20 protein-coding genes are annotated in these 19129 nt (G+C 71.9%); 9 read left to right on the top strand and 11 right to left on the bottom strand.

The window, feature by feature from the left end:
- The first annotated feature begins 27 nt into the window (after positions 1-27).
- Entirely contained in the window at positions 28-471 is a 444-nt protein-coding gene (gene aroQ, locus ABIC61_RS01380; protein ID WP_354028526.1) for a type II 3-dehydroquinate dehydratase, read from the top strand.
- A 100-nt stretch (positions 472-571) separates the two neighbouring features.
- Positions 572-1624, top strand: a complete 1053-nt coding sequence (locus ABIC61_RS01375; protein ID WP_354028525.1) for a Gfo/Idh/MocA family oxidoreductase — start codon at positions 572-574, stop codon at positions 1622-1624.
- A 108-nt stretch (positions 1625-1732) separates the two neighbouring features.
- Here ABIC61_RS01375 and ABIC61_RS01370 read toward each other — a convergent pair whose 3' ends face one another.
- A complete protein-coding gene (locus tag ABIC61_RS01370) occupies positions 1733-2329 on the bottom strand; it encodes an NAD(P)H-dependent oxidoreductase (RefSeq protein WP_186321944.1) in 597 nt (198 codons plus the stop codon).
- Between the two features lie 89 nt (positions 2330-2418).
- Between ABIC61_RS01370 and ABIC61_RS01365 the strand changes: the two genes are divergently transcribed.
- Positions 2419-2895: an MSMEG_6728 family protein gene (locus ABIC61_RS01365; protein WP_354028524.1), complete on the top strand. Its 477-nt coding sequence runs from the start codon at positions 2419-2421 to the stop codon at positions 2893-2895.
- Here the strand turns inward: ABIC61_RS01365 and ABIC61_RS01360 are convergent.
- The 7 genes from ABIC61_RS01360 to ABIC61_RS01330 form a co-directional block, all read right to left on the bottom strand.
- Positions 2855-3145 (bottom strand): hypothetical protein, encoded by a 291-nt coding sequence (locus ABIC61_RS01360; protein WP_354028523.1) that lies wholly within the window; start codon positions 3143-3145, stop codon positions 2855-2857. The genes ABIC61_RS01365 and ABIC61_RS01360 overlap by 41 nt on opposite strands.
- A gap of 225 nt (positions 3146-3370) precedes the next feature.
- Complete coding sequence (locus tag ABIC61_RS01355; RefSeq protein ID WP_133518835.1) at positions 3371-3637, bottom strand: hypothetical protein; 267 nt, start codon at positions 3635-3637, stop codon at positions 3371-3373.
- Positions 3638-3726: 89 nt separating this feature from the next.
- Positions 3727-4866 (bottom strand): cysteine desulfurase family protein, encoded by a 1140-nt coding sequence (locus ABIC61_RS01350; RefSeq protein ID WP_354028522.1) that lies wholly within the window; start codon positions 4864-4866, stop codon positions 3727-3729.
- A gap of 8 nt (positions 4867-4874) precedes the next feature.
- Positions 4875-5753, bottom strand: a complete 879-nt coding sequence (gene nadC, locus ABIC61_RS01345; protein WP_354028521.1) for a carboxylating nicotinate-nucleotide diphosphorylase — start codon at positions 5751-5753, stop codon at positions 4875-4877.
- Positions 5750-7369: an L-aspartate oxidase gene (gene nadB, locus ABIC61_RS01340; protein WP_354028520.1), complete on the bottom strand. Its 1620-nt coding sequence runs from the start codon at positions 7367-7369 to the stop codon at positions 5750-5752. Before nadB ends, nadC begins: the two co-directional genes overlap by 4 nt.
- 10 nt (positions 7370-7379) lie before the next feature.
- On the bottom strand, positions 7380-8651 hold the full coding sequence (gene nadA / locus ABIC61_RS01335; RefSeq protein WP_354028519.1) for a quinolinate synthase NadA: 1272 nt from the start codon (positions 8649-8651) through the stop codon (positions 7380-7382).
- A gap of 10 nt (positions 8652-8661) precedes the next feature.
- Entirely contained in the window at positions 8662-9378 is a 717-nt protein-coding gene (locus ABIC61_RS01330) for an NUDIX hydrolase (RefSeq protein ID WP_079236667.1), read from the bottom strand.
- A gap of 104 nt (positions 9379-9482) precedes the next feature.
- Here ABIC61_RS01330 and ABIC61_RS01325 point away from each other — a divergent pair, with 104 nt between their 5' ends.
- From ABIC61_RS01325 to ABIC61_RS01315, 3 genes are all read left to right on the top strand, one after another.
- A complete protein-coding gene (locus ABIC61_RS01325) occupies positions 9483-9764 on the top strand; it encodes an acylphosphatase (protein WP_186321943.1) in 282 nt (93 codons plus the stop codon).
- Between the two features lie 146 nt (positions 9765-9910).
- Positions 9911-11389: an MDR family MFS transporter gene (locus ABIC61_RS01320; protein ID WP_354028518.1), complete on the top strand. Its 1479-nt coding sequence runs from the start codon at positions 9911-9913 to the stop codon at positions 11387-11389.
- 138 nt (positions 11390-11527) lie between these two features.
- Positions 11528-12775 carry a D-arabinono-1,4-lactone oxidase gene (locus ABIC61_RS01315; RefSeq protein ID WP_354028517.1) on the top strand — a complete coding sequence of 416 codons (1248 nt, stop codon included), beginning with the start codon at positions 11528-11530 and terminating at the stop codon, positions 12773-12775.
- 5 nt (positions 12776-12780) lie between these two features.
- Here the strand turns inward: ABIC61_RS01315 and ABIC61_RS01310 are convergent, their stop codons facing one another.
- The gene (locus tag ABIC61_RS01310; RefSeq protein WP_354028516.1) at positions 12781-13278 is read right to left on the bottom strand and encodes a 2'-5' RNA ligase family protein; all 498 of its coding nucleotides are present in this window, start codon (positions 13276-13278) and stop codon (positions 12781-12783) included.
- Positions 13279-13788: 510 nt separating this feature from the next.
- On the opposite strand from ABIC61_RS01310, the gene ABIC61_RS01305 reads away from it, so the two are divergent.
- The 3 genes from ABIC61_RS01305 to ABIC61_RS01295 all read left to right on the top strand — a co-directional run bounded on the left by ABIC61_RS01305 (position 13789) and on the right by ABIC61_RS01295 (position 16450).
- Positions 13789-14742 carry a MetQ/NlpA family ABC transporter substrate-binding protein gene (locus ABIC61_RS01305; protein ID WP_354028515.1) on the top strand — a complete coding sequence of 318 codons (954 nt, stop codon included), beginning with the start codon at positions 13789-13791 and terminating at the stop codon, positions 14740-14742.
- Positions 14742-15782: a methionine ABC transporter ATP-binding protein gene (locus ABIC61_RS01300; RefSeq protein WP_144751839.1), complete on the top strand. Its 1041-nt coding sequence runs from the start codon at positions 14742-14744 to the stop codon at positions 15780-15782. Before ABIC61_RS01305 ends, ABIC61_RS01300 begins: the two co-directional genes overlap by 1 nt.
- 68 nt (positions 15783-15850) lie before the next feature.
- On the top strand, positions 15851-16450 hold the full coding sequence (locus ABIC61_RS01295; RefSeq protein WP_144752646.1) for a methionine ABC transporter permease: 600 nt from the start codon (positions 15851-15853) through the stop codon (positions 16448-16450).
- Positions 16451-16782: 332 nt separating this feature from the next.
- Here ABIC61_RS01295 and ABIC61_RS01290 read toward each other — a convergent pair whose 3' ends face one another.
- A complete protein-coding gene (locus tag ABIC61_RS01290; protein ID WP_144751836.1) occupies positions 16783-17559 on the bottom strand; it encodes an endonuclease/exonuclease/phosphatase family protein in 777 nt (258 codons plus the stop codon).
- Positions 17560-17706: 147 nt separating this feature from the next.
- On the bottom strand, positions 17707-19110 hold the full coding sequence (locus ABIC61_RS01285) for an MFS transporter (protein WP_354028514.1): 1404 nt from the start codon (positions 19108-19110) through the stop codon (positions 17707-17709).
- Positions 19111-19129 lie beyond the last annotated feature (19 nt).

The following is a 19129-nucleotide window of genomic DNA, read 5'->3' as shown; positions in this document are numbered from 1 at the left end:
CACGAGCGGCGTCGATAGGCTCGCTCCATGACCGAGCAGTCGCGCATCCTCGTCCTCAACGGCCCGAACCTCGACATCCTCGGGCGGCGCGACCCGACGCAGTACGGCACGGTGACGCTCGCCGAGATCGAGGCGATCGTCCACACCGAGGCGGCGGTCCACGGCTTCGACGCCGACTTCCGGCAGACGAACCGCGAGGGCGAGCTCGTCGAGTGGCTGCACGAGGCGCTCGACGACTTCGTCGGGGTGGTCATCAACCCCGCCGCGTACGCGCACACCTCGGTCGCGCTGCACGACGCGGTCGAGGCGCTGTCCGTCCCGGTCGTCGAGGTGCACCTGTCGAACACGTGGAAGCGCGAACCGTTCCGGCACGTCGACCACGTCGCGACGGCGGCGACCGCCGTCATCGCCGGCGCCGGCCCGGACGGCTACCGTCTGGCGGTCGCGCACGTCGCGTCCCTGCAGGGCTGACCCCACTGCGGACGGGAGGCGCGGGGCGCGCCCGCCACGCGCCTCCCGTCCGGTGGTTGGAACGTTCCGTTCGTGAGTATCTCGCGCTAGGTTCGAATGTATGGACAAAGTTCGAATCGGTCTCGTCGGCTACGGCCTCGGCGGGCGGGCCTTCCACCGGCCGTTCCTCCTCGACGCCGAGGGCGTTGAACTGGTGGGCGTCGTCGCCCGCTCGGCCGACAAGCGGGAGCAGCTCGCGGCCGACCTGCCCGGGGTCCCGGTGCACGACTCGCTCGGCGACCTGCTGGCAGCCGGGGTCGACGCCGTCGTGATCACCACTCCCCCGTCGACGCGGCGTGACCTCGAGCTCGAGGCGATCGCTGCCGGGGTCGCAGTGGTGGCGGACAAGCCCTTCGCGCCCGACCCGGCGACCGCACGCGAGATCCGTGACGCCGCAGCGGCAGCCGGCGTGGTCATCGCGCCCTTCCACAACCGACGCTGGGACACCGACCTCGCGACACTCCGTGGTGTGCTCGACGACGGACGCGTCGGAGAGCCGCTGCGGTTCTGGTCGCGGTTCGACCTGGTCGAGCGGCACGGGATCGCGACCGGGGTCGGCGGCGGCGTGCTCTCCGACATCGGGTCGCACCTGGTCGACCAGGCGGTGTCGCTGTTCGGCCCGATCGCCCGGGTGTCCTGCACGCTCGACGTCCGGGACGCCCGCGCACTCGGACGCGACCAGGACGGCGACATCGACGCCGGGTTCACCCTGTCGGCGACGCACGTCTCCGACGTGGAGTCCGTCCTGACGTCGAACAAGGCCGGCTGGCTGAGCGCTCGACGCCTCCGCGTGGACGGGGTCGACGGCACGTACGAGGCCTCGAGTACAGACGTGCAGGCGCAGGCCGCGGTGGCGGGGCACTCGCCGGCCGAGGACCGCGCCGGGTGGGGCATCGAGCCGGCCGGCGGAACGCTCACGGCGTCGTCGGGGACGGTCGAGGTCCCGTCGGCGCAGAGCTCGTACACGGACTACTACGAGCGGTTCGCCCGTGCGGTCCGCGGGCTCGGGCCGGTGCCGGTCCCGGCGGACGACGCCGTGCACGTGGTCGATGTGCTCGACGCGGTGCGCAGCTCGGCCGCATCGGGCGCGACGGTCGCGGTCCCCGCCCCCTGACGCCCGACGAGGTCGCGTGACCTGCCGCTCGCGGTCGACGCGGGCGGCAGTTCACGCGACCTCGGCGGCGGACCCGCGGCGTGTCGTGCGACCTCGCTCGCCCCGGTCTCAGAAGTCGGCGGGGCGGCGGACGTCGCCGACGCCGGCCGTGGCGAAGCCGCCGCGGATGATCGGCAGGGCACGGTGCACGGCCTGGTCGATGCGCAGCTCGAGGTCGACGTTCGCGATGTCGTAGCCGCCCTCGCGCTTCGTGAAGTCCCGCTCGTTCCCGAAGACGCCGATGGGCAGCGTGGTCGACTGGAAGAACCCGAACAAGGGCCGCATCTGGTGCTCGACGAGCAGCGCGTGCCGGTCGCTCCCACCCGTCGCGGTCAGGAGCACCGGGGTGTCGACGAGGTCGTACTGCCCGATCCAGTCGAAGAAGAGCTTGAACGCACCGGAGTACGCGGCACGGAACGCCGGGCTGCCCACGACGAGCACGTCAGCTGCCTCGACGGTCTCGAGGGCGCGGCGGGTGCGGTCGGACATCGCCTCGCGGGACGGCGCGGCACCGAGGTCGGCGAGCAGCGGGCCGATCTCCACCGTCTCGGTCCGGGCGTCCTCGATCTCCTGCCCGAGGCGCGCCACGGTCGCAGCCACCAGGGTGGACGTCCGCGAGGGGTCCGATGGGCTGCCGCTCACGCCGACGACGAGTTCTCCGCTCATGCGGTCGATCGTCACACGCATGCCGCCCGGGCGGCTCGGTTGTGACGACATGTGTCGGGTTCCAGCGCGTGGCGCGTACCGTCCGCGCCATGCAGACGTTCCTGCCGTACCCGGACTTCCGCGCCTCGGCCGAGGTGCTCGACGACCGGCGGCTCGGCAAGCAGCGGGTCGAGACGCTGCAGGTGATGCGCGCACTGACGCTGCCGGACTACGGCTGGCAGCACCACCCGGTCGTCGCGATGTGGCGTGGGTACCGTCCGGCGCTGATGGCCTACCAGGACGCCACGTGCCGGACGTGGACCGAGCGCGGGTACGCGGACACCTGTCTCGACAAGACGCTCGCCGACCTCGGGCTCGTGCCGGAAGATCGCGAGGCGTACGAGCGCGGCGACTTCCCGACACCGCCGTGGAACGACGACCCGGCGGTGCACCGGTCACATCGCTCGAAGCTCGTGCAGAAGGCCCCGGAGCACTACCGGCCGCTCTTCCCCGACATGCCGGACGACCTGGACTACGTGTGGCCGGTCAGCCCACGGGCGTCCACCGGGGTCCGTCGCGCCGGGTGACGGCGGCTGACCGGACCTCGGCGGTCGCAGCGAGTCCGTCCGCGGCGTGCGATGCGACGGCCGAAGCGATCTCGTCCGACGGTGCCTCGAACCGCACGACGGCGCACGGCACGCCCCGGAGCAGCCGGACGTCCTTCGCCTCGACGACGGTGAGTTCGGCGACCAGGCGAGCGGCCTCGGGCAGGACGGCGTCGGGAGTCGCGCCGGAAGCGAGTGCCCCGACGGCCAGGGTCACACGGTACGAGGGCATGCGCCCACGCTAGCGGGAGCACGGGCAGGATCCGGGACCCGCCGTGGGCGGAGGGGGCGGCGTCGCACAGGGGAAGCGACGCCCACGCCCACGACGGGTCGCGGGATCCAGCGGGGCACGACGATTCAGGGGGTGCCGTGCCCCGCGCCGGACGCAGATCAGGGGCAGCGTCCGGTCATCGCACCGCCGGGTCCGCAGGGGAAACGGACCCGTCGGCGCTGGTCCTCAAGGGTGTTCGGTGTCCTCTCGGTACCGGTCCGTCTCGGTCGGTGCGGGCATCGACCGTCGGGCCGCCGCGGGTCGGACCATGGGGAGCAGGGCACTCCCGATGGTCGCCAGCGCACCCACGACGGCGATCAGCCCGAGCGGGGCGGTGCCGAGGTCGTGCTGTGCGGCCAGGACGAGCGCGACGACCGTCGCTGGTGCGGGGAGGAGTTGGACCGCCCGGAAGTGGTCCTCCTGCCGGACCCGAGTCGTCATCGCGTTTGCCATGTGAACACTCTGACGCAGATCGGCTGTCCGCAGAAGGGGGGACACGACCCCACTCATGGAGTAGAACGTCTAGTACACCCCGATAGGGCTCAAGCGAGTGTCCGCACGGCCGCGACCGACTCGGCGACCGCCCCGACCACGACGGGCACCTCCGCCTCGGTCAGGCTCGCGTCGAAGGTCAGCCGGAGCGCGGTCCTGGCGACCTCGTCGGACAGCCCGAGCGCCGTGAGCACGTGGGACGCCTCGGTGCTGCCGGCGGCGCAGGCACTCCCCGACGACGACACGACGTCACGCTGTTCCAGCTCGAGCAGCACCGTCTCGCCGTTCACGCCGGGGAAGCAGAACGACGCGTGCCCCGGCAGCCGCGCGGTCCGCGACCCGGAGACGAACGCGCCGGGGACGGCGGCGAGGACCCCGTCGAGCACGGCCTCGCGGTTCACGGTGGCCCGCGCCGCGGACTCCGATCGGGTGGCGGCCAGCAGGGTCAGCGCCGTCGCGACCGCCACGGCACCGGCGACGTCCTCGGTGCCGGACCGCCTCCCCCGCTCCTGTCCACCGCCGTGCAGGAGCGGCTCGAGCGCCACGCCCGACCGGATCGCCAGCACGCCGGTGCCCTTCGGCGCGCCGACCTTGTGTCCCGACAGCGAGAGGGCGTCGACGCCGAGCACGTCGAGTCCGACCGGCAGCCACGGCGCGGACTGGACCGCGTCGGTGTGGAACCGGGCGCCGACCTCGTGAGCGACCGCGGCGAGTGCCCGGACGTCCTGCACGGTCCCGATCTCGTTGTCGGCGTGCGCGATCGACACGAGCGTCGTGTCCGGGCGGAGTGCAGCACGCAACGCCGAGGGGTCCACGACCCCGAGCGCGTCGACGGGCAGCACGGTGACCTCGAACCCGTGGAAGCGCTCGAGGTACCGGCAGCTCTCGAGCACCGCCTCGTGCTCGATCGCGCTCGTCACGACGTGCCGGCCGCGGGGGGACGCGAGCGCGATGCCCTTCACCGCGGTGTTCGCGCCTTCGGTGCCCCCGGTGGTGAAGACGACCTCGGCCGGTCGGCACCCCAGGACCCGGGCGACCGCTGCCCGGGCGTCGGCGAGCCCACGGGCAGCCGCGTCACCGACGCCGTGCGTCGACGACGGGTTGCCGAACGTGCCCGTGAGGTACGGCCACATGGCTTCGAGCACCTCGCGGCGCACGGGGGTCGTCGCGGCCCGGTCGAGGTAGAACACGGGCCCGGTCAGACCGCGACGTCGATGTCGAGCCCGAGGTCGAGCGCCCGGGCGGAGTGCGTCAGGGCCCCGACGGAGATGACGTCCACCCCGGTCGCGGCGATCGCGGCGACGGTGTCGAGCGAGACGCCCCCGGACGCTTCGACGAGCGCACGGCCGGCGACGAGCGCGATGCCCTCGACGAGCATGACCGGCGTGAAGTTGTCGAGCATGATCGTGTCGACGCCGGCCGCGACGACTGGTTCGATCTGGTCGAGGCGGTCCACCTCGACCTCCAGGTGCACGGTGTGCCCGAGGCGCTTCCGGGCCGCACCGATGGCGTCGCCGACGGCCGTCCCGCCCGCCAGGAGCACCGCGAGGTGGTTGTCCTTGGCGAGCACGGCGTCCGACAGCGAGGTCCGGTGGTTGTGGCCGCCGCCGCAGCGCACCGCGTACCGCTCGATCGCTCGGAGCCCCGGGGTCGTCTTCCGGGTGTCGACGATCCGCGCACGGGTGCCCGTGACCGCTGCGACGTAGGCGGCCGTCGCGGTCGCGATGCCGGACATCCGCTGCACGAGGTTCAGCGCGACCCGCTCGGCCCGCAGGACCGAGCGGGCGTTGCCCGTCACCGTCGCCAGCAGGGTGCCCGCCGTGAACGACGTCCCGTCGGCGACGTGCACGACGACGTCGATCGCCGGGTCGACCGTGCGCATCACGGCGACGAACACGCCGCCGCCGCTCAGGACGCCGGGTTCCCGCGCTGCGAGCGTCGCGGTCGCGGTCGCGTCGGCCGGGATCAGGGTCTCGCTCGTGACGTCGCCCCAGGGCGCGTCCTCCTCCAGAGCGGTGTCGATCACCCGGCGCAGGGCGTGCGGCGGGATGGTCCCCGGATCGATCGGTGCGGTCATGCGGGTACCTCCTGCGGGACGGCTGCGTGCTGGGCGACCCACGCGTACGACGCGGGTGCGGTCGGGTCGGTGTCGGGGTGGTCGGTGCGGGCGTGGGCACCGCGGGACTCGGTGCGGGTCTCGGCGGCGAGCGCGACGATCCGTGCGAGGTCGAGCAGTGCTCGGTCCTCGTGGTCGCGCACCCCGGTGGGGTCCGCGACGCGCAGGGCGTCGAGTTCGCGGCGTGCGGTCGCGAGTCCGGTCGCGTCGCGGAGCAGGCCCACGCGGTCCGTCATGACGGACTGGACCGCCTGACGGACGTCCGTCCCGTCGGTGCGGCGATCCGCGCCTCCAGGCAGGATCGGACTGGAGGCGCGGATCGCGTCGGCCGCGTCGCTGACGGTCGTGACGTGGAGACCTGCGTCACCCCGCAGGCGCAGCCGGCCGGGGCGGGGCGCGTCGAGCGCGTCAGCCGCCCGCACGGCGAAGACGAGCCCCTCGAGGAGCGAGTTCGAGGCGAGCCGGTTCGCACCGTGCACCCCGGTGCAGGCGACCTCGCCGACGGCGAGCAGTCCGGGGAGGCTGGTGCGTCCCTCGGCGTCGGTCGCGATGCCACCCATCGAGTAGTGCGCGGCCGGCGAGACGGGCACACCCTCGCGGGTCCAGTCGAACCCGGCGGCTCGGGTGGCGCGGGTGAGTCCGGGGAAGCGTCGGACCAGGAAGCCGGCGTCGAGACCGGTCGCGTCCAGCAGCACGGGTGCGCCGCCCTGGTCGCGCACCGCGGCGGCGATCCCGCGTGCCACCACGTCCCGCGGGGCGAGCTCGGCGTCCGGGTGCACGTCGGTCATGAACCGCCGACCACGGGCGTCCCGGAGCACGGCGCCCTCGCCGCGGACGGCCTCGGACACGAGTCCCCCGCCGGGCACCGCGAGGCGGGTCGGGTGGAACTGCACGAACTCGAGGTCCGCGAGGACCGCTCCGGCGCGCCACGCGGCGGCCACGCCGTCGCCCGTCGCGACGAGCGGGTTCGTCGTCTCGCGGTACAGGTGTCCCGCTCCGCCGGAGGCGAGCAGGACCGCGTCGGCGTCGAGCCGCCGCGGTTCGCCGAGCAGGTCGAGCACGTCGACCCCGACCACGGCGCCGTCACGGACGACGAGGTCGGTGAGGCAGGTGCGCTCGAGGATCGTGACGTGACGACGGTGCAGGGCGTCGATGAGGGTGCGCTCGATCGCCGCTCCGGTGGCGTCACCGTCGGCGTGCACGACCCTCCACCGGCCGTGCGCTGCCTCGCGCCCGCGGGCGAGGTCGTCGCCGTACCGGTCGAGGCTCGACGGGTCCGCCGTGCGGTCGAACGGGACGCCGAGCGACAGCAGGTCGCGGACGCGTGCCGGTCCGTCCGTGCAGAGCACCTCGACCGCGCGGGCGTCCGCGCTGCCGGCGGCCGCGACGTGTGTGTCGGCCTGGTGGAGCGACGACGAGTCGTCGGCACCGAGTGCGACCGCGACGCCGCCCTGGGCGTACGCGGTCGCGCTGTCGGCGAGGGCGCCCTTCGTCACCAGGGTGACGTCGTGGCGGGCGCTCGCGCGGATCGCTGCGGTCAGTCCGGAGATGCCGGAACCGACGATGACGACGTGCACGGCCTCCGCCTCAGTCTCGCGGCTTCGCGGCGAGCATGCGCTCGAGGGCGACCTTGGCGTCGGCCTGGACGTCGGCGGGGACGACGATCTCGTTGAGGACCTCGCCGTCGACCAGGGCCTCGAGCACCCACGCCAGGTACCCCGGGTGGATCCGGTACATCGTCGAGCAGGGGCACACCACGGGGTCGAGGCAGAAGATCGTGTGCTGCGGGTACTCGGCCGCGAGCCGGTTCACCATGTTGATCTCGGTGCCGATCGCGAACGTCGTCGGTTCGGTCGCCGCCGCCACCGTCTTCCGGATGAGGTCCGTGCTGCCGGCCGCGTCCGCCGCGTCGACCACGGCCATCGGGCACTCGGGGTGGACGATCACCTGGACACCCGGGTGGTCGCGACGGGCCTGCTCGATCTGGTCGACCGTGAAGCGGCGGTGCACCGAGCAGAAGCCGTGCCAGAGGACGACCTTCGCATCCTGCAGGGTCTGCGCGTCGTTGCCGCCCAGGGCCTTCCGCGGGTTCCACATCGGCATCAGGTCCGTGCTGATCCCCATCGCCTTGGCAGTGTTCCGGCCGAGGTGCTGGTCCGGGAAGAAGAGGACGCGCTGGCCGCGCTCGAACGCCCACTCGAGGACGGTCGCCGCGTTCGACGACGTGCAGACGATGCCGCCGTTCCGCCCGCAGAACGCCTTGAGGTCGGCCGCGGAGTTCATGTAGGTGACGGGGATGATCGGGACCCGGCCGTCGGCGTCCGGCTCGGTGCCGTAGACCGTGGTCAGCTCGGCCCAGGCGGCCTCGACGCTGTCGATGTCGGCCATGTCCGCCATCGAGCACCCGGCGGCGAGGTTCGGCAGGATGACGCGCTGGTCGTCGCGGGCGAGGATGTCGGCCGTCTCCGCCATGAAGTGCACACCGCAGAACACGATGGCCTCGGCGTCGGGCTTCGTCAGCGCCGCGTTGGCGAGCTGGAAGGAGTCGCCGAGGAAGTCCGCGTGCCGCACGACCTCGTCGCGCTGGTAGAAGTGCCCGAGGACCACGACACGGTCGCCCAGGGTCGCCTTCGCCCGCTCGATGCGCTCGTGGAGTTCGTCCACCGGTGCGTTCTTGTACTCGTCCGGGATCACGCCCTGTCGCGGAGCGGACGTCGGGATGACGTCGGACATCGACGAGCCGGGGCCGTAGCCGGGGCGGGCGTCGAAGTCCCAGGTCGGCATGGCGAGGTCGGGCGTGCAGGTGCTGCCGGCGGCCCGGCCGTTGGAGATGAGTTCGATGGTCGTTGCGATGGACACTGCGGTGTTCCTATCGGTTCTGCGGTCGTGTGCCCTGCTGCAGCGGGCCGTTGTCCGCGTAGGCCAGGTCGGGGTTCGAGCGGTACAGCCGGGCCGGACGGTGCCGGTCCCCGCTCGTGGTCTCGTCGGTCGGCAGGATCGCGTCGGTCTTCTCGACCTGCCGCCGGAAGTTCGCCGGGTCGAGCGCACGCCCGAGCACCGCCTCGTACACCCCGCGGAGCTCGGCGAGGGTGAACCGGTCCCCCAGGAACGCCTGGGCGATCCGGGAGTACGACATCTTGTTGCGCAGTCGCCAGAGGGCGTACTCGACGATGCGGTCGTGGTCGAAGGCGAGCGGCGGGTGCTCGTCCGCCAGGAACCAGCGCACGTTCCAGTCGTCGGGCACCGAGCTCGCCTCGTCCGGGTGCACCAGGGCCCAGTACACGATCGACACGACCCGGCTCGGGGACCGTTCGACGTCGCCGAAGGCGTAGAGCTGCTCGAGGTACCGCGGCTGGACGTTCGTCGTCTCGCGGAGGCGTGCGGCGGCGGAGTCCTCGAGCCCCTCGTCCGGCTGCACCCACCCGCCCGGCAGCGCCCAGGAACCCTCGAACGGTTCGGCGACCCGGCGGACGAGTGGCATCCAGAGCGCGGGGGCACCGGTGTCGGGGTGCGGGCGCAGCGCGACGATCACGGTCGAGACCGCGACGCGGATGCGGGGTTCGGTGGGTTCGCTTGTTTGTGTCATGTTGACTCGAAGTGTTCGGGTTGCAATGACACTATCACCGGGTTTCACGAGACGGAAACAGCGACGAAAACTCCTGGTCCGGCCGCGCGCCTACATTGAGCCGCATGACAACGGTGACGAGGATGCACGCCGTCGTGTCGGGGACGGTCCAGGGGGTCGGTTTCCGGTACTGGACCGCGCGGAAGGCCGACGGACTGGAGCTCGCCGGGTACGCGCGGAACCTGTTCGACGGGACGGTCGAGGTCGAGGCGGAGGGGCCTGCTCCGGCGGTCGACGCGCTGATGACCTTCATCCGGACCGGCCCGCCCTCGGCGACCGTGACGGACGTGGCGTGCCGGACGGTCGTGCCGCACGGAGACGTCGAGGGGTTCGCGATCCTGCACTGAGGTCGTCGGGTGGGTGTCCCGGTGCGGATGTCGGAGCGAAGCGGAATAATCGAATCCACTCAGGCGGTTGCCCTGTCTGCGCGTTCTGCGCACCCCGCGTTCTGCGCCCCCTCGTTCCACCAGTCGTGATCCACCAGGAGCCCCGCATGTCCCAGGCCGTCGATTCCGCACCCCGCACCGGGAGCGTCGCACAGCCCTCCCCCGGCGAGACCCGACTCGTGATCGGTCTGCTCCTCGTCTCGGCGTTCGTGGTCATCCTCAACGAGACGATCATGGGCGTCGCCCTGCCCCGGCTGATGGACGACCTCGACATCAGCGCCGCGACCGGCCAGTGGCTGACGACCGGGTTCCTCCTCACCATGGCGGTCGTGATCCCGATCACCGGGTTCCTGCTGCAGCGGTTCAACACCCGCCCGGTGTTCGTCTGGGCGATGAGCCTGTTCTCCGCCGGCACGCTCATCGCACTGCTCGCGCCCGGGTTCACGATGCTGCTGCTCGGCCGGATCGTGCAGGCGAGCGGGACGGCGATCATGATGCCGCTGCTCATGACGACGGTGCTCACGCTCGTCGAGCCGGCCCACCGCGGCCGCGTGATGGGCAACATCTCGATCGTCATCTCCGTCGCCCCGGCGATCGGTCCGACGATCTCGGGCCTCATCCTCAACGCGTTCTCGTGGCGCTGGCTGTTCGGGTTCGTCCTGCCGATCGCCCTCGCCGCGCTGGTCCTCGGCATGGTGAAGGTCGCGAACGTCTCGACACCGCGCAAGGCACCGCTCGACGTGCTCTCGGTGATCCTGTCGGCCTTCGCGTTCGGCGGGATCGTCTACGGGCTGTCGAGCATCGGCGAGATCGCGACCACCGGCCCCGTCGTGCCGGTCACCGCCCTGGTCGTCGGCGTCGTCGCCCTCGCGGTGTTCGTCCTCCGCCAGACCCGGTTGCAGCGCAGCGACGGCGCCCTGCTCGACCTGCGCACCTTCCGGACGAAGGGCTTCACGATCCCGATCGTCGCGATGGCGCTGAGCTTCATGGCGATGTTCGGCACGCTCATCCTGCTGCCGATCTACCTCGAGCGCGTGCTCGGGCTCGAGGTCCTGCAGGTCGGGCTGCTCCTGCTCCCGGGCGGGCTGCTGATGGGGCTGCTCTCCCCCGTCGTCGGCCGGATCTACGACCGTCGTGGCCCGCGCGTCCTGCTCATCCCCGGCTCGATCATCGTCAGCGCCGTGCTCTGGGCGCTGTCCACGGTCGGCGTCGACACGAGTGTGTGGTTCGTCCTCGGCGCCCACGTGGTCCTGAGCATCGGGCTCGCGCTGACCTTCACGCCGCTGTTCACGGCGGCGCTCGGCGGGCTGCCCCCGAAGCTCTACTCGCACGGCAGCGCGGTCCTCGGCACGGCGCAGCAGCTCGCCGGAGCCGCCGGCACCGCGCTGTTCGTCACGCTCCTCACCATCGGCGCGTCGACGGCGGTGGCCGGCAGCGGGGCGGACGGGCTGGCCGCCGCGACCGCCTCGGGCGTGAAGACCGCGTTCCTCGTCGGCGCGATCATCTCCCTGTTCGGCATCGCGACCTCCGCGATGGTCCGGCGTCCGGCGACGCCCGAGGGCGCGCCTGCACCGTCGATGCACTGACCCGCGGACGTCGGGTCGCCTGCGCTCCGGTTCGCGCGCTCCGGTTCGCGCCCCCTTCCGAACATCGCGCCCCGTTCCTCCGGGGCGCGATGTCCATCCGGGGGCGCGAACCGAGCCGCTCGTGGCATCGTGGGCGCCATGCGGTCGACGACGAGCGAACTGAACTGGTCCGGCACGGTCACCTACACGGCCGAGCGGGTCCTCCGCCCGACGTCGGTCGACGAAGCAGCCGAGATCGTCGCCCGGTCGCCTCGGGTGCACGGACTCGGGACGCGGCACTCGTTCAACGACTCCGCCGACGCCCCCGGGGTCCTGCTCGACCTGACCGGGATCCCGACCGACCTCGAGGTCGACAGGGTCCACCACACCGTGACGATGGGCGCGGGCACCCGGTACGGCGCCATCGCTCCCGAGATCGACCGCGCCGGGTTCGGCCTGCACAACATGGGCTCGCTGCCGCACATCTCGCTCGGCGGCGCGATCGCGACCGGGACCCACGGCTCCGGGACCGCCCTCGGGTCGCTCAGCACCGCGGTGCGCTCATTCGAGGTGCTCGGACCCGACGGGGCCGCGCGGACGATCGACCGCGACGACCCGTCCTTCCCGGGATCGGTGCTGCACCTCGGGCTGCTCGGCATCGTCACCCGCGTCACCCTCGACGTCGAGCCGACCTACGGCATGCGGCAGGACTCGTACGGCCCGGTCCCGTGGGACGTCTTCACCGCGAACGTCGCCGCGATCCACGCCGCGGCCACCTCGGTCTGCTCGTACACCGTCTTCGGCGACGAGATCAGCGAGGTCCTGCTGAAGTCGCGCGTCCCCGACGGCGCCGAGGACGTGGCCGTGCCCGAGGAGCTCTTCGGCGCCTCGAAGCTGCCCGGTTCCCCCGGTGACGGACACCACACCGCCCGGGACGGCTCGGTCGGACCGTGGTGGGACCGCCTCCCGCACTTCCCGATCGAGTCGGTGCCGAGCCACGGGTCCGAGGTGCAGAGCGAGCACTTCGTCCCGCTCCGGCACGCGGCAGCCGCACTCGACGCCGTCCGGACCATGGCCGACCGCATCCAGCCGCACCTGCACGTGTGCGAGCTCCGGACGATGGCGGCGGACCCGTTCTGGCTCAGCCCGACGCAGGGCGAGGACGTCCTCTGCATCGCCTTCACGTGGCAGAAGCACCCGGCCGAGGTCGCGGCGCTCCTGCCGGACCTCGAGCAGCGGCTCGCACCGTTCGACGGGCGACCGCACTGGGGGAAGATGAGCTCCCTGGGACGCGACGCGATCGACGGGCTGTACCCGCGCCTCCAGGCCTTCCGCGACCTCGTCGCCGCAGCCGACCCCGACCGGACGTTCGCGTCCGCGTTCGGCGAGCGCGTGCTCGGGGTCTGACCGACTCAGCCGATCGGCGTCACCGTCCGCGTCTCCCCGTCCCAGTGCCGGACCCCGGCGACCTGCAGGGTCGACGGCAACGGGGCGTCGCGGAGCGCTTCGACCGCGCGCGGCAGGTCGGCGTCGCGCACCCGGCGGGCGAAGGAGACGTGCGGCGACCAGCGGCCGGGCAGCGTGGTGTCGACGGCGTCGGGCGTGGTCCGGTGCAGCGCGGCGTGGAACGCGGCGAGCACCGGGTCCAGCACGACCGAGCGGACGAGGACCGACCTGCCGGGGCCGGCGGGGAAGAGCAGCAGGCCGCCGAGCAGCAACGAGTCCGGCACGGGAGCGTCGAACGCAGTCGGCACCGGCAGCGTCGGACCCGCTGCGAGGGTCACGTGCGGAGCGTTCGACGGCGACGGGTGCCGACCGAGGCTCGGGAGCCCGGCATCGACGAGCGCGGCCCACACCGCCCGCACCGCAGCGTCGGACGAGGGTTCGAGGACGAGTTCGATGCTCCGCACACCTCCAGTGAACCGCCTGACCGCTCTGCGTGCTGCGCCGAGCGGGCGGAGTACGTCGCGCTCGCGCCGCCCGGGCGGTGCGTTCCGCCCGCTCGGCAAGACCCGCGCGGCGCGTCGTGACCGCTCGACGGCCGGCGGGCGGACGTGTTCCGGGCAGTTCCCACCACCGGACTGGAGGCGCGGGTCGGCCCCGCCCCGCGCCTCCAGTCCGCCACCCGCTGGCCGCCACCCGCCACCCGCCCGCCCGCCGAGCGGGCGAAGTACGTCGCGCTCGCGCCGCCCGCACGGCATGTTCCGCCCGCTCGGCGGGACAGTCGCGGCGTGTTCTCCCCGCTCGCAGCTGGAACGTGCCGACGACATGACCGACGGGGCGGCGACCGACCGACCCGTGTGACACGGATGTAACACGGCGGAACGGAACTCGCACCGCGCCGGGCGGCCCGTCACACTCGACTGCACGCCGCGGACCACCGCGACACCCCCACAGCACTGCCCACGAGGAGCACCAGCATGTCCGCAGCACCCGCACTGCCCGAGAAGCCGAAGGGCAAGCGCCCGATCGGCTGGATCATCGCCGCCGCGGTGGTCGTCGTCGCGATCGTCGTCGCCCTCATCGTCGGAGCCGTCCGTTCGGGCAGCAACGACGACGGGGCCGGCGCGTCCGGTGACGCGCCGAAGACCGTCACGATCGGCGTCGCGGACAAGTCGCTCTCGTACTGGAGCACCTACACGAAGCTCGCGAAGTCGAAGCTCAACGTCACGGTGAAGCTCACGAACTTCGCGGACTACTCGCTGCCGAACCCGGCACTCAAGGACGAGCAGCTGGACCTCAACCAGTTCCAGCACATCCAGTACCTCGCGGACTACAACGTCACCTCGAACGACGACCTGCAGCCGATCGGCTCGACCGCCGTCTACCCGCTGCCGCTCTACGCGACGAAGTACGACAAGGCGTCGGCGATCCCCGAGGGCTCGAAGATCGCGATCCCGAACGACTCGATCAACCAGGCGCGCGCGCTCCTGGTGCTGCAGGGCGCGAAGCTCATCACGCTGAAGGACGGCGGCTCGGCCTTCTCGACCACCTCGGACATCGAGACGAAGAAGGTCGACGTCGAGCCGCTCGAGGCCTCGCAGACCGCGAACGCCCTGCAGCAGGGTTCCGTCGCCGGCGCCGTCGTGAACAACAACTTCGCGACCGCCGCAGGCCTGCCGACGTCGGACATCGTGTACCAGGACGACCCGTCCAGCGCGAACGCCGCCCCGTACGTGAACGTCTTCGCCGCCCGCGACGCGGACAAGGACAACAAGACGTACCTCGCCCTCGCGAAGCTCTTCCAGGACGACGCCGTGCAGAAGGTCTTCCTCAAGGACAACCCCGACGCGGTCGTCCGCGACGAGAGCGCCTCCTCGCTGCAGGACGAGCTCGCCAAGGTCGAGAAGGACGCGAAGGCGGCCAAGCAGTAGTGACAGTCCTCGTCGAACTCCGCGGCGTCTCGAAGCACTACCGCCGCGCCGACACCGGCGAGACCGTGGTGGCCGTCGAGGACGTCTCCCTGGATGTGCACCAGGGAGAGGTCCTCGGCGTCATCGGGTACTCCGGTGCCGGCAAGTCCACCCTGGTCCGCCTCGTGAACGCCCTGGAGCTGCCGAGCTCCGGGAGCGTCACCGTGGCGGGCCAGGAGCTGACGGCGATCCCCGAGCGGGATCGCCGTCTGGCGCGTCGGCGCATCGGGATGATCTTCCAGCAGTTCAACCTGTTCCGCTCCCGCACCATCGCCGGCAACGTCGCGTACCCGCTCAAGGTCGCAGGTGTGGCGAAGGCCGAGCGAGAGCGACGCGTCGCCGAGCTGCTCGACTTCGTCGGCCTGCTCGACCGCGCGTACGCCTACCCGGAGCAGTTGTCCGGCGGTCAGAAGCAGCGCGTGGGCATCGCCCGCGCGCTCGCCTCGAACCCGGAGCTCCTGCTCGCCGACGAGGCCACGAGCGCCCTCGACCCGGAGACCACCTCGGAGGTCCTCGCGCTGCTGCGCCGGGTCAACCGAGAACTCGGCGTCACCATCATCGTCATCACGCACGAGATGGACGCCGTCCGGCAGATCGCCGACCGGGTCGCCGTCATGGAGCAGGGCCGCGTGGTCGAGGTCGGGGACGTGTACGACGTCTTCTCGACCCCGCAGACCGACGCCGCCCAGCGGTTCGTCCGCACCGCACTGCACGACCGGCCCTCCCCCGAGACGCTCACACGTCTGCGGGAGCGGCACCCCGGTCGGCTCGTCACGGTGCAGATCACCGACGAGGCCGGGCTCCAGAACCGCATCGACGCCGCGTTCCGCGCCGCCGGTGTCACCGCCGAGCTCGTCTACGGCGGGGTCGGGGAGATCCGGGAGCGTCGGATCGGCTCGCTGACCTACGAACTCAGCGCGGCTTCTCCCACCGGTGTCGACGATGCCATCGACGCCCTCCGCTCCGCGGGCGTCACGACCGACGAGGAGGCAGCAGCGTGAACAACAGCTTCCAGAGCGTGATCGACACGTTCGACGTCTTCCTCACCTCGATCCGCGACACCATCGTGATGTCGCTCATCTCGCTGGTGATCGCCGGGATCATCGGGCTCGCACTGGGCCTGCTCCTGTACGCGACCCGTCCGGGCAACCTGCTCGGCAGCCGCACCGGGTACACGATCCTCAACGTGGTCGTGAACCTGGTCCGCCCGATCCCGTTCGTGATCTTCCTCGCGGCGATCGCCCCGCTGTCCCGGGTCGTCGTGCAGACCACGATCGGCGTGCCGGCGGTGACGTTCGCGATCTCGCTCGCGGCGTCGTTCGCCGTGGCGCGGATCGTCGAGCAGAACCTCCTGGCGATCGACCCCGGCGTCGTCGAGGCGGCTCGGGCATCGGGCGCGCACCCGGTGTCGATCCTGCTCACCGTGCTCATCCCCGAGGGCCTCGGCCCGCTGATCCTCGGCTACACGTTCATCTACATCGGCATCGTCGACATGACGGCGCAGGGTGCGCTGATCGGTGGCGGTGGCCTCGGCGAGTACGCGATCACGTACGGATCGCAGCGCTACGACTGGTGGATCGTCTACGTGTCGGTGGCGGCGATCGTCGTCATCGTGCAGCTCGGCCAGTTCATCGGCAACCGGCTGGCGCGCGCGACCCTGCGTCGCTGACGCGGGCCGTGCCCGGAAGGCGACCGCCTGGAGGCCCGGTGCCGGTCTCGTCGACCGGCACCGGGCCTCCAGTGCGTCGCCGGACGGGCGCGGGGCGCTCCCCCGAGCGGGCAGTATTCGTCACGCTCGCGACGCCGAGACGGCGCGTCCCGCCCGTTCGGCGGAACGCGTGCGGCGCGTCCTGCCCGTTCGGCGGAACGCTACCTGACGACCCGAGCGGGCCGTATTCGTCACGTTCACCGCGCCGAGACGGCGCGTTGCGCCCGCTCGGTGAGACGCGCGCGGCGAGTTCTGCCCGCTCGGCGAACGGCCCTGCCCGCGGGCACGGCGCCTCAGGCGGCCGGGGACTCCACGGTGGCGACGGTGCCGGTCGCGCCGGGGTGCTCGTAGTGCGCGCGGACCAGGATCGGCCGGTGGTCGGAGATGCCGGCGGGCAGGGTCTCGACGCCGGCGATGTGCAGGCCGACGCTCGTCGCGAAGTCGAAGTGGCCGGTGAACTTTCGGTAGCGCAGGTACGTCGGCTGGTCGGAGAGCGACAGCGCGAAGCCGTGCTCCTCGATCTTGCGGCGCAGGTTCGTCTGGAACCAGGGGTAGTTGAAGTCGCCGACCATGACGGCGGGGGCCTCGGTCGAGAGGTCCCGGACGAACTGGTGCGCGGCCTCGATCTGCTTCCGGCGCAGGGAGTTCGTCGCGGTCAGGGGCGAGGCGTGGAAGGACGCGACGATGACCTCGGCGTCGGCTTCGGTGTCGCGCAGGTGCATCGCGATGAGCCGCTCGTGCGCGGGTGCGAGGACCCGGTCGTGCAACGACTTCTGCAGGGAGTGGATCGTGAAGTCCTGGACCTCGAAGCGGTCGTCCCGCTTGTAGATCGCGAGCCCGAGCCGGTTGCCCTTGGTGGACGCGGCGAGGGAGAGCCCGGCGACGGAGGGCGCCAGGTCGTTGCTGTCGCACTCCTGCACACAGATCACGTCGGCCTGCGAGGCCTCGGCCAGGGCGGCGAGTTCGCCGTTCGCGGTGTGCTCGCGGAGGTTGTAGCTGACGACACGCAGCCCGGTCGGTTCCACGGCCGTGTCGGCTGCGATCGTCCCCTGCTGCTGTGTCGCGGCCATGCTGCCTTCCTGTTCCGGGTGTTTCCGGTCACCCTGCCGCGGGCAACCGTACTCGGCGATCGCAAACAGTTGCTGAGACTGTAGCGCGGCCCGGGTTTCGCGCGTGTGACCGTGTCGAAAACGGACGACGACGCCGGATCGCCCTCGTCAGGCGCGGACTCGGCGCGCTGGTCGGACCGTGTCTCCGGCCGTGCGGCTCATCAGGAGTCCCTCGACGCAGGCGACGACGAGCAGCACCGCGATCACCCAGAACGCCGCGTCGTACGGCCCGGACCCGCCGAGTCCGGCGGCGGCTCGGATGACCACGGCGGCGACCGCGACACCGAAGCCCGCGGCCGTCTGCTGGAGGGTCGACGACAGGGTGTTCGCCGGGGTCATGTCGGCCTGCTCGACGTCCGCGAAGGCGATGGTGTTGTACGCGGTGAAGCCGACGGACCGTGCGGCGCCGCTCACGACGAGCAGCACGGCGAGGAGCCAGAACGGGGTGTCCTCGGTCATGAACACCATCGCGACGACGCTCAGTGCGGCGATCGCACTCGACACGATGATGACCGGGCGGTACCCGAACCAGCGGAGGAACGGCGTCGTCATGGGCTTGATCCCGAGGTTGCCGACGAAGACCCAGAGCACGGCCGACCCGGCGAGCACGGCGCTCCAGCCCCAGGCGTCCTGGAAGAGCAGCGGCAGGACGAACGGCACCGCGGAGACGGCCAGGCGGAAGAGGCTGCCGCCGGCGTGCGACACCCGGAAGGTCTCGAGCCGGAACGAGTCGAGCCCCATGATCGGGTGTGGTGCCCGGCGGAAGTGCCAGACCGCGAGCCAGCAGCACACCGCGCCGAGGATCCCGGACAGGATCACCGCGACGACCGGGATCGTGTCGAGCGCCAGCAGGGACGCCATCACGACGAGCGAACCGAGGCCGAAGCAGGCGAGCAGCGACCCGAACCAGTCGAACGGCACCCGCTCCGCCGCACGCTCCTCCGGGACGAGCACGAGCGCGGCGACGAACGCGATGACGCCGAGCGGGATGTTGATGAGGAAGATCCAGTGCCAGGACAGGGTGTCGACGAGCACCCCACCGATGAACGGCGCGATGATCGGTGCCGCGAGGGCCGGCCAGGTCAGGATCGCGATGGCCGTGACCAGCTGCTCCCGCCCGGCGCTCCGGAGCACCACCAGCCGCCCGACCGGCACCATGAGCGCGCCGCCGAGGCCCTGCAGGATGCGCCACAGCGTCAGGTCGACGAGCCCCGTCGAGAGCGCGCAGAGTGCCGAGGCGATGGTGAACAGGGCGATCGCCCCCGCGAAGACGGTGCGGGAGCCGATGCGGTCGGTGAGCCAGCCGCTCACCGGGATGAACACGGCCAGCGTGACCAGGTAGGCGGTGATCGCGACGCCGACCGCCGCGGAGTCGACCCCGAGGTCGCGTCCCATCGCCGGCGCCGCCGTGGCCAGGATCGTGCCGTCCAGGAGCTCCATGAAGAAGGTGCCCGCGACGAGCACGGCCACCGCCGTACTGCTCCGTCGTCGTGTCGTCATCGTCGTCGCCATGTCAGGCCAAATGCTATGC

Source organism: Curtobacterium sp. 1544 (assembly GCF_040544915.1).
Classification (GTDB): Bacteria; Actinomycetota; Actinomycetes; order Actinomycetales; family Microbacteriaceae; genus Curtobacterium; species Curtobacterium pusillum_C.
This window is presented reverse-complemented; position numbering and strand designations above follow the sequence as displayed.

What these genes read in the sequence shown, in the direction of transcription:
- ABIC61_RS01355 (WP_133518835.1), bottom strand. Translation starts at nt 3,637, where the DNA reads ATGGCAAACGCGATGACGACTCGGGTCCGGCAGGAGGACCACTTCCGG.
- aroQ (WP_354028526.1), top strand. Translation starts at nt 28, where the DNA reads ATGACCGAGCAGTCGCGCATCCTCGTCCTCAACGGCCCGAACCTCGAC.
- ABIC61_RS01325 (WP_186321943.1), top strand. Translation starts at nt 9,483, where the DNA reads ATGACAACGGTGACGAGGATGCACGCCGTCGTGTCGGGGACGGTCCAG.
- ABIC61_RS01330 (WP_079236667.1), bottom strand. Translation starts at nt 9,378, where the DNA reads ATGACACAAACAAGCGAACCCACCGAACCCCGCATCCGCGTCGCGGTC.
- ABIC61_RS01320 (WP_354028518.1), top strand. Translation starts at nt 9,911, where the DNA reads ATGTCCCAGGCCGTCGATTCCGCACCCCGCACCGGGAGCGTCGCACAG.
- nadC (WP_354028521.1), bottom strand. Translation starts at nt 5,753, where the DNA reads ATGACCGCACCGATCGATCCGGGGACCATCCCGCCGCACGCCCTGCGC.
- ABIC61_RS01290 (WP_144751836.1), bottom strand. Translation starts at nt 17,559, where the DNA reads ATGGCCGCGACACAGCAGCAGGGGACGATCGCAGCCGACACGGCCGTG.
- ABIC61_RS01285 (WP_354028514.1), bottom strand. Translation starts at nt 19,110, where the DNA reads ATGGCGACGACGATGACGACACGACGACGGAGCAGTACGGCGGTGGCC.
- ABIC61_RS01315 (WP_354028517.1), top strand. Translation starts at nt 11,528, where the DNA reads ATGCGGTCGACGACGAGCGAACTGAACTGGTCCGGCACGGTCACCTAC.
- ABIC61_RS01305 (WP_354028515.1), top strand. Translation starts at nt 13,789, where the DNA reads ATGTCCGCAGCACCCGCACTGCCCGAGAAGCCGAAGGGCAAGCGCCCG.
- ABIC61_RS01375 (WP_354028525.1), top strand. Translation starts at nt 572, where the DNA reads ATGGACAAAGTTCGAATCGGTCTCGTCGGCTACGGCCTCGGCGGGCGG.
- ABIC61_RS01370 (WP_186321944.1), bottom strand. Translation starts at nt 2,329, where the DNA reads ATGAGCGGAGAACTCGTCGTCGGCGTGAGCGGCAGCCCATCGGACCCC.
- ABIC61_RS01360 (WP_354028523.1), bottom strand. Translation starts at nt 3,145, where the DNA reads ATGCCCTCGTACCGTGTGACCCTGGCCGTCGGGGCACTCGCTTCCGGC.
- ABIC61_RS01295 (WP_144752646.1), top strand. Translation starts at nt 15,851, where the DNA reads ATGTCGCTCATCTCGCTGGTGATCGCCGGGATCATCGGGCTCGCACTG.
- ABIC61_RS01365 (WP_354028524.1), top strand. Translation starts at nt 2,419, where the DNA reads ATGCAGACGTTCCTGCCGTACCCGGACTTCCGCGCCTCGGCCGAGGTG.